Source organism: Paenibacillus sp. BGI2013 (assembly GCF_002843485.1).
GTDB lineage: Bacteria > Bacillota > Bacilli > Paenibacillales > Paenibacillaceae > Paenibacillus > Paenibacillus amylolyticus.
Window position 1 is genome coordinate 53,986 of sequence record NZ_PJFA01000009.1, and the last position, 16,736, is coordinate 70,721.

Annotated in this window: 2 protein-coding genes; both read right to left on the bottom strand. The window is 46.8% G+C overall.

All coding sequences use genetic code 11. The annotated features are described in order from the left end of the window. Positions 1-10: 10 nt before the first annotated feature. On the bottom strand, positions 11-9,004 hold the full coding sequence (locus tag CXK86_RS21055) for an SDR family NAD(P)-dependent oxidoreductase (protein WP_101314511.1): 8,994 nt from the start codon (positions 9,002-9,004) through the stop codon (positions 11-13). Further along, positions 8,982-16,727: an SDR family NAD(P)-dependent oxidoreductase gene (locus tag CXK86_RS21060; protein WP_101314512.1), complete on the bottom strand. Its 7,746-nt coding sequence runs from the start codon at positions 16,725-16,727 to the stop codon at positions 8,982-8,984. The genes CXK86_RS21055 and CXK86_RS21060 overlap by 23 nt, the downstream gene beginning before the upstream one ends. Between the last annotated feature and the right edge of the window lie 9 nt (positions 16,728-16,736).

Sequence of the window (16,736 nt, forward strand, 5' to 3'; positions counted from 1 at the left end):
TGTGATCTGGCTAGAAATTGAAATTCACTTCTTCATCTACAGCTTCATCCGTGATATCCGTGACACGATCCACTTCAATATCATAGATCAATGTATCCGGCTGCTCTGAAATTATCTCAAGAATTTTCACAAAATCTCTGGCGATATATTCAGCTGTGCCAGGTAAGAACAAGCTTGTATTATATTCCAGAATAAACTCGATCGTACCATCCCGCTCAATCGCATCCAGTGCCAGATCGAACCTTGAAACTCCACTGTCATAATCGATTAATGTGCCTTTGAAAGCCTCAATCTCTCCGGTGTACATCCCTACATTTTGCAGTGCAAAATACACATCAAACAGCGGATTTCTGCTCGGATCACGTGTACTATTCACAAGCTGTACAATTCGGTCGAATTGACAGTCCTGATGTGCAAATGCCGATAACGTACGCTGCTTCACGTCCAGAAGTAACTCCCTGAATGAGTCATCAGGCACAGGTTCGTTTCTTAGGACAATTGTATTTACAAACATGCCAATGGTGGCATCAAAGTTACCCTGTTGGCGACCCGTTACAGGCGAACCGATGAGTATATCACTCTGGTTCGTGTATTTATGCAATAGGACATTTAAGGCGGATAAGAGCAACATGTATAGCGTGGTTCCTGTACGTGCTCCGAGCTTGCCTATACGAGCAGTGAGTGCTTCGTCGGCATAAAAAGTCATTTTGGCTCCATCATAGGTTTTTCGATCAGGCCGTGAAAAGTCTGTTGGAAGTTGCAGTGTGGGCAATGGCCCTTTCAGCGTTTCCAGCCAGAAGGCTTCCTGTGATTTAATCAAATCCGATTGCTGATACTGGTTGCTCCACTCCGAGTAATCTCTATACTGATAAGGAATATCCGGTAGAGGTGAACCACTGTACATTGACGTGATTTCGTGCATCATATTGTCCATCGACATACCATCTGTAACCAAGTGATGCACATCGAACATCAACAGATGGCGACCGTCATCCAACGTACCAACAATCATGCGGATCAACGGTGCCGCTTCCAGATCAAACGGTCGGACAAACTGTTTCACTACATCTTCCACTGCTTCCGTTCCACAAATGACATCTGGCAACGTTTCGATCGAAAAATCCACGTTCTCGTGAATTCTCTGAATCGGCTCTCCTTGTTCCCAGTGAAATGATGTACGGAACGATTCATGGCGCTGAATCAGAGTGTTCATATAACCGTTCAACGTGAATGGGTCAAAATTGCCCTCCATAATCAACGCTTTGTTCAGGTTATAGCTGATGTTGTCCGGGTCCTGAGTGCAAAGATAGAATATCCTTTTTTGAGCTGATGAAAGTGGATATTTTTCTTTGACTTCTGCATGAGGGATGGACTGTTGTCCGACTGTTGCACTCTCCACATCGACCAAAGATTGCAGGTGAACTCCCAGTCCCCAGATCGTCGGATATTGCAGCACATCCGAAGGATTAACCTGTATCCCCGTTTCCCTGTATATATCCGATGCCATCTTGAGCCCAATAATGGAATCTCCACCATATTCGTAAAAATCATCATACAGATCCATTTCTGTCAGTCCCAAATGAAGTGACCAAATCCGGGATAACATCTGTTCCATGGCTGTATATTGACCATCATTGCGGCCGTGTAATGAGACTTCTTTGTTCAGCGTTGCCTTTCTCATCTCCACTTCAGCAATCACGCTGGCACTTTGATCCTGAATCGTGTTGTATACTTCCTCCGACATCATCATTGGCATATCACCTACGTAGGCCATATATTCCGAGTCATAATTCAGTTCGCCGATGATAGATCGATGCACTTTACGCTGAAAAGCCTGGTCAAAGGCCTTTAATGCAGACTTTGTTAAAACAGACTTGAATACCATGTCATCATTTACACCAAAATCTTTGGCCATCCCGGTCTCTTTCCAAGCCACCCAATTGATCGTTAACGTTCGTCCGCCCCTGCGATTTCGATACGCTGCATAAGCATCCAGATAACTATTCGCTGCTGAATAATCTCCTTGACCCGGAGAGCTGAATAATGTTGAAGTGGTTGAGAACAGAACAAGAAAATCCAGAGAGTCGTGGGCTGTTGCCTGATCCATATTCCAGGTTCCCTGGACTTTCGGAAGCAACACACGGTTAAAGGTCTCCGCATCCTTGGATGCAAGGAATCCTTCACCTGCTACCCCTGCTCCATGAACAATGCCATCCACTTTGCCGTACTGCTCTCTGATGTTCTTCATGAGTCTTGATACTTGCTGAAGATCACCTGTATCCACGCTGTAAAGACCTACTGTGGAACCTTTGTTCTCAATCGAATGTATCCATTTAATTTTGTTGCATTGCTCCAGATCCTTGTTATCCTCCAAAATGGCTGGCCATGTTTCCCGATCAGGGAAATCCGATCTGCCTGCAAGAATCAAGGTAACGTTGTGTCTGTTGGCAAAATGTTCTGCGAATGCTCGGCCAATGCCGCCCATTCCACCAGTTATGAGATAGACCCCTTGCTCCTTAATGGTTACATCAGAGAGCTCAGCTCCCAACAGATCTGTCTTCCTGAACTCTTCCACATATCGTTGACCCTTCCGATAAGCAGTGGAGTAGAAAACATCATCTGAATTCATTGCATTGAGCAAAATAGGAATAGCGGTGTCATCATCTATATCCATGACTTTGCATTCCAGCTGAGGATGCTCTTGTCCAATCGCTTTGCCCAGGCCAAACATCGTTGCATATTCAGGAGCAAGATGTGATTCGTGGCCGCTAACTTCATGAACGTACTGGGATAACAGAACAATGCGCATTCGATTTCGCAACCCTGCACCTGCAATGGCTTTTGTAAGGTAAAACAAGCTATGCACACCTCGGCATAAGGCATCCTCCAGTTCCTTCGGACTCTCGGGTGCTGTATGACCATTTATGGTAAAGGTGTGAATAATCTGATCTATTCTGTGGTTCTTCGTAGCTTTCAATAATTGCAGATACTGATCCTCCGAACCATCGATCTGATAATGAACCGGAGAGATCTTCGCATATGTTGCACCAAGCGTAACTTCAATTACATGTGCTCCACGTTCAGTAAGTTCCCGGGAGAGACTGTCACATAACGGAATTGTCCCCTTCAAAAGCAAGACGGTTTGCGGATTCGGAATGAGCCGCTCAGGATTACTCGCTTCCACCCAGCCAATGGTGTAATGCATCGTTGGTTCTTCCTTCTGCACAACGGATGATTGAACCGCAACTCGCTCGGGAATATCAATCCAGCAACGATTGCGCTCATAAGGATACGTTGGAAGATGGAGCCGGAAGGTTTCCTCTTCTGCGTACAATCTGGACCAGTCAATATCGGCTCCCTGTGTATAAAGAATCGATATTTCCTCTAGGTGCTGATCTTCCCATCCGTGCTCGTTAATGAGCTTCAGTACCCTGTCTGACTGCTCGTTTAATTCACGAAGTTTTTGTTCCGTCAATTCGCCAACACCCGGCTCCTTCGTCTCAGGAACCATTCGATGTTCAGATGCATAAGCAAGGGACGGTTTAATCTCGCTAAACGGGCATCCACGCAGCTTGTCCAATCGGGCTACCAGCTCTTCTTTGTCTTTAAAAGGAATGGCGATACGCAACTTGTAGTGTCCTCTTCCCTGAGCAGCTGTTCCACACAGGCTTAACAAATCCAGTTCATCGTAACTATCGAGATAATCATGATAAGCTGCGATCAATCTGGATAGAGAGTCTTTACTTTTGGCGGAAAGAGGCAAAATATAAGGTCTGCGTTCCTCTGCTTGGACAAATGTCTGCACTGGGGCCTCTTCCAGGATAACGTGACAATTGGTTCCACTAATCCCAAACGCGCTAATCCCACAACGTCGCGGTCCTTCCTCTGAATGCCACGTACGAAGACGGGTATTCACGAAGACCGGTGAATTGGAAAATTCAATAATGCGATTAGGTCGATTAAAGTACAGTGTCGGAGGAAGCTTTTTCTCACGCAGCGCCATGACCGCCTTCACCAAACTAATCACTCCAGCAGCCTCCGAAGAATGCCCCAAGTTGGTCTTGATGGAACTCACCGCACAGAATTGCTTGCGATCTGTGTAGCTCGACAGTGCATCCGATATGCCCTTAATTTCAATCGGATCTCCCAATGTCGTGCCCGTGCCATGTGTTTCAATGTAGGTGATTGTCTCCGGTTCGACTCCTGCATCCTCCAAAGCAGATATAATAACCTCTGTTTGAGATGCCGGATTAGGTGCCGTGATGCCTATTGAACTGCCATCCTGATTCACAGCCCCGCCTTTGATTACAGCATGGATCGAATCATGGTCATCCAATGCCTGCTGAAGTGATTTCAGCAGTACCACTGCAACCCCTTCTCCAATACCTGCTCCATCTGCCTCATCATCAAAAGCTTTGGAGCGATGATCTGTAGACTCAATGCCAAGTTTCATATTTTCATCATCCACCGGACACAGATTAATCTTGATTCCGCCAGCCAGTGCATAATCACATTGTCCGCTACGAATAGCTTTGCAAGCCATGTCTACAGACACCAATGAAGATGAACAGGCCGTATCAATAACCATGCTTGGGCCTTTTAGATCCAATAAATATGAGATCCGGGCAGACATCATTGCTGTCAGATTACCCACCATGGAGCTTGATCCGCTCCCAGGATCAACTTCATATAAGAGACGTGCATACAGATCTCGCAAGGTTGCCGCATATCCAAGATATACGCCCGTTTTACTACCACTCAATCTGGTGCCGCCATACCCTGCATCCTCAATTGCAGTCCACGCAGCTTCAAGAAATAACCGCTGATTGGGATCCATAAGACTTGCTTCCTTGGGCGATAACCGAAAGAAACCTGCATCAAACTTGTCTATGTCTTCCAGATACGCGTTCTCATTGTATTTCATCTGTGTCTGGTCATGACCTGTGAACGCAAAATGCTTGTCAATATCTACTTTTCTCGATTCGGGAAACGACCGAACCAAATCCGTGCCGTTGACGAGATGCGCCCACAGCTCCTCAGGTGTGGAAGCAAGCGGCACATTCACAGCCATGCCGATAATCGCAATATCTCCATCTCGTTCCGCCGCAGTACGCTTTTTGAGATGCATCGCAGGAGAAGGACGCTGTTCCTCCTTCTTGTTTTTTCCACCGATAAATTTTGCGAGATGATGTACATTCGAGTATTCGAACAGGTCCGTAACATTAATGGCTCCTGGAAAAATTCGCTCAATCTCACTCTGAATTTTCATTAGCAGAATAGAGTCCGCGCCTAGTTCAAAGAAGTTGTCGTGAATATCAATTTGATCAAAACCTAATATTTTTCTACAACATTCGGCCACACGTTTTTCCGTATCACTAAACTCTTCGTTGAGACTTCCTGTCAGACTTACTTCTCCTGCTGGATTTGTCGCTGCACTCTTTGCTTTGTTCGCTTTTTCCTTCTTCTTTTTCTCCTTGAATAGTTCAATTTGCGCAGTCAGCACAGGAGAGAGCATCACCCCTGATTTTTCGAGCAGGAAGACTCCACCGTTCTCATAATTGAGATAACCTACAAGTGCTCTCGGTACATTATGGGATAACACCTGCTCAAACCCTTCAAGAGCCTTACCCGTTGGCAACGTCTTAAAAATGGTATCGATTGTGAAACCACCTTCAAGGGCCATACCAGTCTCTTTCCAGGTCGTCCAGTTCACCACATGTGTCCTTCTGCCGAGCTTGTTCCGATATTCCCCGTAGGCATCCAGATAAGCATTGGCTGCGGTATAATCTCCTTGAACGGCTCCGCTAAACATCGTTGCTACCGAAGAAAACAGAATAAAGAAATCCAGATCATCCGAATGGGTAACTTCATCCAAAATACGTGTACCCAGCACCTTCGGATTGAAAATGCTTTTAAACTGGTCATCCGTACGATTCATCAACAGGTCGGATCTTCCGATTCCCGCGCCATGGATAACCCCCCGGATCTTCCCATGACGTTGACGCAGCTCTTCTACAATTGGAACTACCTCTTCTTTTTTGGAAATGTCAGCGCTATATATTTCAACGGTAGCTCCCATATTTTCAATATCAAGAACTCCCTGAATCTTTCGGCATAACGACTGATCCTGCTGTGCTTCCAAAATTGCTTCCCATGTTCTCCGGGGTGGAAAGGCAGTACGATTAATCCAGGCCAGATGTACCTTGTCCCTGCCAGCCAAATATTTGGATACTTCAATCCCGATACCTCCGGCTCCACCAGAGACAAGATATATCCCTTCTGAATGAAGAGCCGGAAATTGTCCATTGTTACTGTCCGACTCTGCAACAGGCTGGAGTGTACCGAATGACTGAATATACCGTTTTCCGTCTCGAATGGCGGTAAGGAAGTGATCTGTTTTTCTGAAAACAGACTCTGCACTCCCCTTGCTCCATAGCATATCTTCCAGATCGATAACTCGACATTGGATGTTCAGATGCTCCTTGCGTATGACCTTGGCAAGACCTTCTAGCGGTGCGAGCTCGGGTCTAAGAATCTGTTCTTTGCCTGTGACATGATGGACACATTGGGTCAAAATCACCATATCCATATCATAATCAATACCATGTCTGGTCAATGAACGAACCAGATACAGCAGGCTGTAAACGCCGCGTTCCTGTGATTCATTCAACTCCACCAGATTCTGAACAGAAGTGTCCGAAGCAAAGGTAGGTGCGTAGATGACCTGTGACCATGATTTTGAATCCAAAGCATTGACTAAAGAATCAAAATCGACCTCTTTGGAACCAATTCGAAAATCAGTATCGTTCCTCTGTTCATAGTAATCTCCCGGGCAAACTTTAATGACGTCCTTACCCGATTGTTGCAAAAACAATGCAAGGTCAGCCCCACCTTTGTCATCAGCCGTAAAGAGTACAACTCTCTCGCTTGAATGAACTTCGTTATCCTCGTAATCTCCCTCAAGCTCATGCCACGTGAGAGAAAACAATCCGTTGTCATGGTGGACACTCTCTTCTGCTGGTCTGCTTCCCATGTCAATCCAGCATTTCTGCGAATCAAAAGGATAACCCGCCAGAGGTACGGTCTTCGTAGACTTGCCCTCATACAGACGCCACCAGTCCACGGATGCTCCTTGCACGTAAAGAGTACACAGGCGCCCCCAGTCAAATGTAGCCTCATTCATCTGGTTCAATTCTTGCCGGACCTCTTCGCTTAACGCACGAACGTTTTTCTGAGTAATATCATGTACCCCTGAAACTTCCCTATTGTCGCTGATCAGTCGGTGTTCCCCATAATGAAACCAAGGTGCTGTGAACGTATGAATGTCTCCAGATATAACCTGGGTCAGCTTAATGCGCAAATCCTCCAAATGTTCAGCCAAAATGATCACTCGGTGAGCATAATGTCCGCGACATGCATTGGCTGTTCGACACACATCCAGTAATGAATACCTGTCGGAGAAGGTAGATACTCCGTCCAGATACTGTTTCATCAGAACTTGAATTCCATGATCTGATCCCGCAGACAACGTGAATGGATGAACACCCGTATGCCCATCATGCGTAACGTTCAAAGTGGCCTGTACAGGAGCTTCTTCCAGCACCATATGACAATTTGTTCCGCTCAAACCAAATGTACTTATCCCGCATCTACGCGGATCAGCACCTCGCTCCCACTCTCTTAACCTTGTATTGACATAGACGGGTGAATTCTCGAAATCAATATTCAGGTTTGGATAATTAAAATGAAGGGAAGGCGGGAGTTTCCGATGATACAATGATAAAAGTCCTTTGATCAGACTGGCCATACCTGCTGTTTCATACAGATGACCGACATTGGTTTTGACCGAACCAATTGCACAAAATTGCTTTTTATTCGTATATTTTCGAAAAGCACGTTCCAGCCCCTGAATCTCGATAGGGTCACCCAGATTCGTTCCTGTTCCATGAGTTTCAATATAGGCCAAGGATTCCGGGTGGATGCCTGCTCGCTTCCACGCTTCCTCGATTACTTCGGATTGAGCAACCGGATTGGGGGCCGTGATGCCCATGGACGTTCCATCCTGATTCAAAGCGATGCCTTTGATTACACCATAGATGTGGTCTCCATCCTTCTGAGCTTGACGAAGCGGCTTCAAAATTACTGCAGCCACACCTTCACCCATACCGGAGCCATCTGCTTCTTTATCAAAAGCTCTAGTCCGGTAGTCGGTGGATTCAATCCCGATCTTCAGAAAATCATTATCCACTGGCAAAATATCCAGCTTAACTCCTCCGGCAATCGCCATGTTGCAATCCCCGTTCATCAGCGATTTACAAGCAAGATAAACGGATACCAACGAGGACGAACAAGCCGTATCCACTACCATAGTCGGTCCTTTTAGATTAAGCAGATACGAGATGCGGGTAGGAAGCATTGACGCGATATTTCCAGTCATCGCAATAGACAACTCTTCCGGATTGGTATCCTTGATCATTTCCTTATAGTTGTTACTATTGGCAAATCCGGTAAAGACGCCGGTATTGCTTCCTGCAAGCCTTTGCCCACCGTAACCAGCATCTTCGATGGCATGCCATGCTGTTTGCAAAAATAAACGATGACAAGGGTCCATCAGACTGGCCTCTTTTGGCGAGAGACGGAAGAACTTATAATCGAATTGATCCACTTCATCCAGAAAAGCACCATCCAGATATTGAAGGAATTCGTCTGAATATCCGCTTAGTCTGAGGTACTCATCCGTTACAGATTTTCGATCAGATGGATAATCACCTATGCAATCAATCCCCTGCTCAACAATGTGCCAGTATTCCTCCGGACGATTCGCATGGGGAAATTTAAGGCTCATGCCTATGACTGCTATATCCTCTTGATGATTTGCTTCTTCCTGCTTCAGCAGATTGATGACCTGAATCCCCGTCACTTTGTCAATTTTGCCGGAGGCTATGTTTTCAACAACATGTTTGTAGACTTTCTCCACAAGCTCACTCCCCTGGCCGTATTTCATCCAAACGATGAAGAATGTCTTCGACAGATACTTCCCCGTCCTGCAACTTGTCCAGCATATGGCTTAATGAGTCATTCCAATCTCCGTCCTGCTCTTCTGATGCGGATGTTATCGGTGCAGCTTGCAGGATATATTGCTCATTGCCTGCAATGTAATTGCTGAGTTTGTCTACGGTTGTATATTCGAACAGATCTACCAGTTTGATCTTATTGGGGAAATGCCGATCCAATAACTCATGCATCTGGCCCAACATGATCGAATCTCCCCCTAATTCGAAGAAACTGTCATAAATATTGATTTCACTGAACCCTAGTACCGAACCGAAGATTTTGGCAATCAGATCCTCAGCATCGCTATATGCTCCTTCTCCTGTCCTGCCATCCAGAGTAACTTCTGCATAACCGGTCTGGTTCTGAGTTTCAGGAAACACAGTTTTCTCATCAGTAGCCAGGGATCTCAGGTCATCAGATAGTCTCACAGCAACACTTGACATCATGCCAAGCAATTTGCTTTCGCGATTGATCTCGCCGACGATTACCCGATTCAAGTTCATTCCCATCGCACGATCCAGCCATGCAATGCCCTGCTCCGTAGGAATGGCAGAGAATGCGCCATCCACATTGATGCCGTAACGAACGCCCATCCCCGTATCTCGCCATGTGTTCCAATTCATAGTTAGGGTTCGTTTCCCGAGCTTGCTTCGATATGCAGCAAACGCATCCAGGTATGCATTGGCAGCAGCATAGTCCCCCTGGCCCGGAGCAGCAAACACCGAAGAGATCGTGGAGAAGAGCAGGAAGAAGTCAAGATTATCCTCAAGCGTGACCTGATCAAGCGCCCATGTTCCATGGACTTTGGGACCTATCACCGCTGAGAACTGTTCCTCCGTCTTGCGCATCAGCATGCCTTCACCAGGTACACCGGCACTGTGGACTACGCCACGAATGGGACCGCAGGTATGTCGAAGTTCATCAAATACCTCACGTAGCCTATCCAGATGCCCGATATCCACTTGATAAAAGGAACATGATGTTCCCTTCTTCTCCAAATCCGTGACGCGGTTTATCGTCTCGCACACTTCCCTGTCTCTGTTCTGATCAAGCCATTCAGTCCACTGGTCACGCGGCGGAAAAGGTGAACGGGCAAGCAAAGCAACATGTCCTGCTCCCTTGTCAGCCAAGTACTGGGCAACTTCCAGTCCAATGCCTTTCGTGCCGCCAGTAATCACGTATACACCGTCATTTTGAATTGCTGGCGCATGGCCGATCACCGTCGTATCGTTCAAAGTCTCGAACTGCTCCTCATAACGGGTACCTTCCCGGTAAGCAACAAGATACAAATCAGACTTCCGGCCGATCTCTTGTAACACATCTTCAGCAGAGACAACATCATCAACGTCCAGAAATTTGCAGGATATGCCCATCAATTCCTGACCTACAACTCGTCCCATTCCCATAAAAGGAGCTTGTTGTGGCTGAAGGACACGTTCATTACCTGTCACTTCGTTCACATAATCAGATACCAGCGTAAGACTCAGCCCGCGTTCATAACCCACATGTGCCAGCGCCTGTGTAAGATACATCAGGCTGCGAGCCCCACGTTGCTGGGTCACCTCTAACTGTTCGATACTCTCGGGAAATACTGCTTGCTCAGTCGTTGACATATGGATAATATGTGTGAATTGATACTCAGATTGAAGATCTGTTAACAAATCCTCATACGCCTGTTTATTTGAATCAACGCCATACCATCCATCGCCTGAAGTAGAATTCTTTTGAAGTCCAATCTCTACTCTTACAACCTTCCGACCCGCAGCTAGTAATCTCTCATAGATCGATGCCGAAAGAGCGGTTTTTCCTGTGAACAATAACACATCTCCAGATTCGGAGGACATCCATGATGTCCCATCGTTGGATGGCGTGTTAACCCAACGAATAACATGAAATGGTTGTTCCATACGGTCCACTTTTACCGGGGCGACGTCAGGTATGTCCAGCCAGTGTGTCTTACGCTCGAAAGCATACACCGGGAGCCTCACTTTACGAGGTGCCTGTCCGTCATTCCATAACAATGGTGGCAAATCTGCGCCCGCCGAATACAACTCACTAATTTTGACCTGCATGGATTCGTCCCTGTACAAGCCGTCCCTCCACGCTAATGCCACTTCTTGAATTTCGGTGTTCAAACTTTCCTTCTGAACCAGAGTAAGATCATCCGGACGTCTAATCCCATCCGTACCTGATACCAATCGGTGTTCTCCATAACGATAGAAAACCTTGCCGGTGTCGCCAAGATCAGACTCCCAGAAGTAGAGCCGGTTCAATTCATTCAAACGGGAAACAAGCTCCATTGTCGTATTCACTGCAAAAATTAATCGATGCGGATAATGACTGCGCCCAGCCTGGACCGTGTAACAAATATCCTGCAGATCCATTGGTAATAATTGCGGGCCATATGCTACGTACCTCGTAACAAGTTGCTGCAAGCTCTCACGTGATTTGGCTGAAAGCATGAACAACTGTGGCCCAACGTGAGGAACATGGTCAGGGAGTTCTTTATGGGTATAGTCCGCCGGTGGCTCTTCCAGCACAATATGGGCATTGGTTCCGCTCATGCCAAACGCACTGACGCCAGCTCGCCGCGGATGGCCTTCAACCTCCCACTTACGAGTAACGGTGTTAACGTATATGGCAGAATCGTAAAACGGGATATTTTCATTGGGTCGATTAAAGTGAATCGTTGCAGGCAATTCCTTGTTTTTAAGTGCCAACGCTACTTTGATCAACCCGACGATTCCCGCTGCCTCAAGCAGATGACCCATATTGGCTTTGACAGATCCAATCGCACAGAAATTTCGTTTGTCGGTGAACATACGGAATGCATTCGTCAAACTGTTTACTTCAATCGGGTCCCCTAAAGGTGTACCCGTCCCGTGGGCTTCCACATAACCAATGGTCGCAGGATCAATGCCAGCATCATCCCATGCCCTGCGAATCACGTCTTCCTGAGCTGCCGGATTTGGCGCTGTCATCCCGGCAGAACTGCCATCCTGATTGGATGCTGATCCCTTAATGACCGCATAGATTTGGTCGCCATCCTGTTTAGCTTTTTCGAGTGGTTTGAGCATGATTACACCAATGCCTTCGCCAAATCCCGTTCCCTCCGATTCCTCATCAAATGCACGCGTGATTCCATCCATGGATTCCATGCCTATTCCCATGCGTGTATTCGTGTGATGAATCGGCATGGTATGGATTTTAATCCCACCCGCTATGGCCATTTCACACTTGCCGCTACGGATCGATTGACATGCTGCATCTACAGCAACGAGGGAAGATGAACAGGCTGTGTCTACGACCATCGATGGCCCCTTCAAGTCCAGCATATAAGATACTCTTCCAGAGGTAACTGCTGCTGTGTTGCCCACCATAGCGCTGGATAGCAGAGTTGGATTGGTTTCATAAATAAGGCGTGAATACATATCGCGAATATTCGGCGAGTATCCAACAAACACCCCGGTATAACTTCCACTAATGTTTTCTACACAACCGGCATCTTCAACTGCTTCCCAGCATGCCTGCAGGAAGAGACGCTGATGTGGGTCCATCAGGCTTGCTTCCTTGGGAGACAAACGGAAAAAGGTACTATCGAACTTATCAATCTCATCAATATAGGACCCTTCCACAAGAGCAACGCTGCCTTCAGGAAACTGTTTATATCGAATATAGCGATCAATGGCATCCTTTCGTTCTGTAGACAATGCGGTCCTGCAATCCAACCCGTTACGAATATTGTCCCAGAATTCATCAGTATTGTTGGCGTTAGGCAGTTTGACGGAAATACCAATAATGGCTATGTCCTGTTCCGTTCCTTTCATCGGTGTATGATGTGTCATGTTGTTGCTTCCCTGGCGTTTATCTACCAGAAAACGGGCCAGCTTATAAACTGTTGCGTGCTCAAACAAATCCGTAATCATAAGTGAACCTGGATCAAGCAGTTCCAATCTGGCATGCATCGTTTTTAACAAGAGGGAATCGGCTCCCAGTTCAAAGAAATTTTCATGGATGTTAATTTCCTCGAAACCCAATACCTGTCTGCAAACATCAGCGACACGTCGTTCTGCTTCGGTGTAATCCTCTTTTTCTTTTCCCGTGAGGATCACCTGACCCGTGCCATGTTGTGAAAGTGATCGGGTAGAAGCCATATCTGCTATAGTCCTGGTCGTAGACTTCATTCTCTTCAATCGTTCGAGCAAATGTGGAGCAACCCGAATCCCTGAACGTTCGAGTAAACGAATGCCCCCACCATCTATGTTTAATTCCCCGATAATAACGCGGTCTACTTTTTGAGTAACAACGTCTGCGAGAGTATGGATCGCCTGTTCAGGTAAAATAGCCTTAAATATAGTATCCGCCGTAAAACCCGAACGTGCTGCCATTCCCCGCTCCCTCCAGGTCACCCAGTTAATCGCGAGTGTGTGAAGTCCCTGCTTGGTTCGTTGTGCAGCGAACGTATCCAGGTAGGCATTGGCTGCAACATAATCTCCCATAGTCAACGTGCTGAATGTTGTAGCGATAGAAGAACATAACAGCATAAAATCAGGCTGATCTTGTCGGGTAAGTTGATCAAGCAGCCATGTCCCCCTGATCTTGGGAGCCAATGTGCGCTTGACGTCATCTTCACTCTTCTGATCGGTAGACAGATCACTTCCCGTTCCTGCACAATGCACAATTCCACGTATAGAACCAGCCGTTTGTCTGATAACATCCAACGTATGGGTAAGACGCATTTCATCAGATACATCTACGCTAAAATAAGTTACCATTGCTCCGAGACTTTCCATGGAATCTATTTCACGAATAATCTGCTGAACAGCCGTCTGGTCTTTCCCATCCTTACGAAGCAGCGGCCATTGCTCTCTGTTGGGTAATTCAGTCCGTCCCAGTAGGACAATTCGTACCTTTGTCTGACCAGCCATCCATCTCCCAATCTCTGAACCTATCCCCCCTGCTCCACCCGTTATGATGTATACTCCATCTTCAACCAGTTGCCAGTCGCTATTTTCCTGAGTCTCTGTGTTCCATTCATCCAGCTGTTCAACATAACGAATCCCATTCCGATAGGCAAAATTCTCGTTGGAGATGCCTATGCCACCAACCAACTCCGGAATAGATTCAAGTGAACTATGTTCATCTCTGTCGATGCACTGACACCGGATATGCGGATATTCCTTTCCTATAACCTTAGCCCAGCCGATCAAGGCAGCGTGCTCAGGATACAGTTCCACTTCTTCCCCCGTCACTTGATAAGCAGTTGTCGTAGCAATTGATATGTCTACAGGGCCAGACACCGCCCTCTGCACCAGAGATTTGACCAGTCTGAACAGACTCAGAGGACCCTCTATTTCCGCCTGAGAAAGGTCCGCCAGATTATGCACCTGCATTCTGGGCGTTGAACTCAGTAGATGAATAACACGGGTTATATCATTGAAAGGCAATGCACCAAGCAGATGATCATAAACATCTTCTGAAGAAAGTTGCACTAGACCTGAGAGTCCTTCCATAACGGCAACATCTCCGTCAAATGTCACGGATACCAGCTTTCGTCCCAGATTACGCAAGGTGGTTTCAAGCCTTTCGCCTTCAAGGTCCTTATCTTTTCGCAATATCAGGGTTATCCCATCATCAATTGGCTGCTGCTCCTCATCGGGTATGGATGGTTCCAAAGAATCCGCGATCCAGCGCGTTCTATACATGCTCCGATACATGTCATCTGTCTGGCGTTGATCCATGTCCGATTTCCAGTCCAGCCAGCATATGTTCGGTTCAAACTGGTATGACGGAAGTGGAATCCTGCGCACAGACTTTTCTCTGTACAGATCTTCCCAACTCACATCGGCTCCCTGAACATACAAATCACAAATGGCCTCCAACAGCACTTCCCTCGGATGAACATGAGGTTCAGAAAGCCATACTTGGGCCTTCTGTCCAAGTAGTCTGACCTCCTGCTCCGTGATTTCCCCTGTACTTCGCGTGGACTCCCCTGCACCGGCTGTTATTATCCGATGTATGCCTGTGTGTACTCCGTTTATCTCGAGATCAGGACCACCATTTACGTCTGATACAAGCTTCAATTTTCTTTCCAAATCCTTGCGATCACTGTAAGTGATCGCAAGCCTTTGAGTGTAGTGCCCTCTTCCGGTATTAGCCGAAAATGATAGATCTGCCAGCGAAAGTTCAGGATCTGAAACGAGCAAGGCCTGATACGCTTGCACCAGCTTTGTTAAGCTGGCAGCACTTTTGGCAGAGATCGTTAAAATTTGCATATCCGGGGTCACTGCGGTATCTGGCCTGTGATAACGTGGCGGCTCTTCAACTACAATGTGACTATTGGTTCCACTTAGACCAAACGCGCTGACACCACATCTGCGTGGAGCTCCTTCGGCATGCCATATTCTAGGGCGTGTGTTGAGATAGACTGGAGAATCTTCAAAGTTGATTTTTGAGTTTTGACGCTGAAAATGAAGTGTGGGTGGCATCATGCCTTCACGCATCCCCATAATGACCTTGAAAAGCGAAGCCATGCCAGCTACACAATCCAAGTGGCCCACATTTGTTTTCACTGAACCGATAGCACAGAATTGTTTCTTGTTCGTAAACTTTTGGAACGCTCTGCGAATGGCCTCAAACTCAATGGGATCTCCCATATCTGTTCCTGTACCATGTGTTTCAATATAATTAAGCGTCTCCGGGTTAATCCCCGCATTTTTCCATGCTTTCACCAGCAAATCTGTCTGTGAAGCGGTATTCGGCGCTGTGATGCCTACGGAAGTTCCATCCTGATTCACAGCACTTCCTTTGATGACTGCATAAATATGGTCTCGATCCCTGAGTGCTTTGTTCAAAGGTTTGAGTATAATAGCGGCAGCGCCTTCACCCCAGACCGTCCCATCCGAATCTGCATCAAATGCCTTTACTTTGCCATCTGGCGCTTCCACACCAAGCTTGTTCCCTTCATCGAGGGGAAACAAACGTATCTTGACGCCACCAGCGACAGCCAGATCACAATCCCCGTTTCGAATGGCCTGGGACGCGAGATGGATGGCTACGAGAGAAGATGAACATGCTGTATCAAGACAAAGGCTCGGCCCCTTCAGATCCAGCAAGTAAGAAATCCGGCTAGCCAGAATGGAGGCCAGATTACCTGGAACTGCACTGGGATCTGCCTGAGGTTCCAAGTCAGTGATTAATCTTTTGTAGTCATATACTTCATCGTTTCGAAACCCAACGTACACACCTGTGTTGCTTCCTTTAAGCTTCCCGCCCCCATATCCCGAATTCTCAATGGCATGCCAAGCCGTTTCAAGAAACAACCGCTGATTGGGGTCCATGAGAGAAGCTTCACGGGGAGACAGGTTGAAGAAACGATAATCGAATCGGTCAATATGATTCAAAAACCCTGCTTTGGTATACGTGACCGACTCTCCCCGTGTCTTCATATAATAATCTGTGAAAGATTGTCGTTCTGCGGGAAAATCGCTGATACTGTCCACACCGTTAACCAGATTGCTCCAATATGCCTCGAGTTCCTCTGCACCAGGGAATCTGCAGGACATTCCAATAATGGCAATGTCCTTAGTCGAAACACTTTCGATATCGACCGATTCTGCTCCGGATTCCAGGAGATCATCCAGTTTAATACTTCCCATTAATCCTTTTCTCATTTTGCTCTC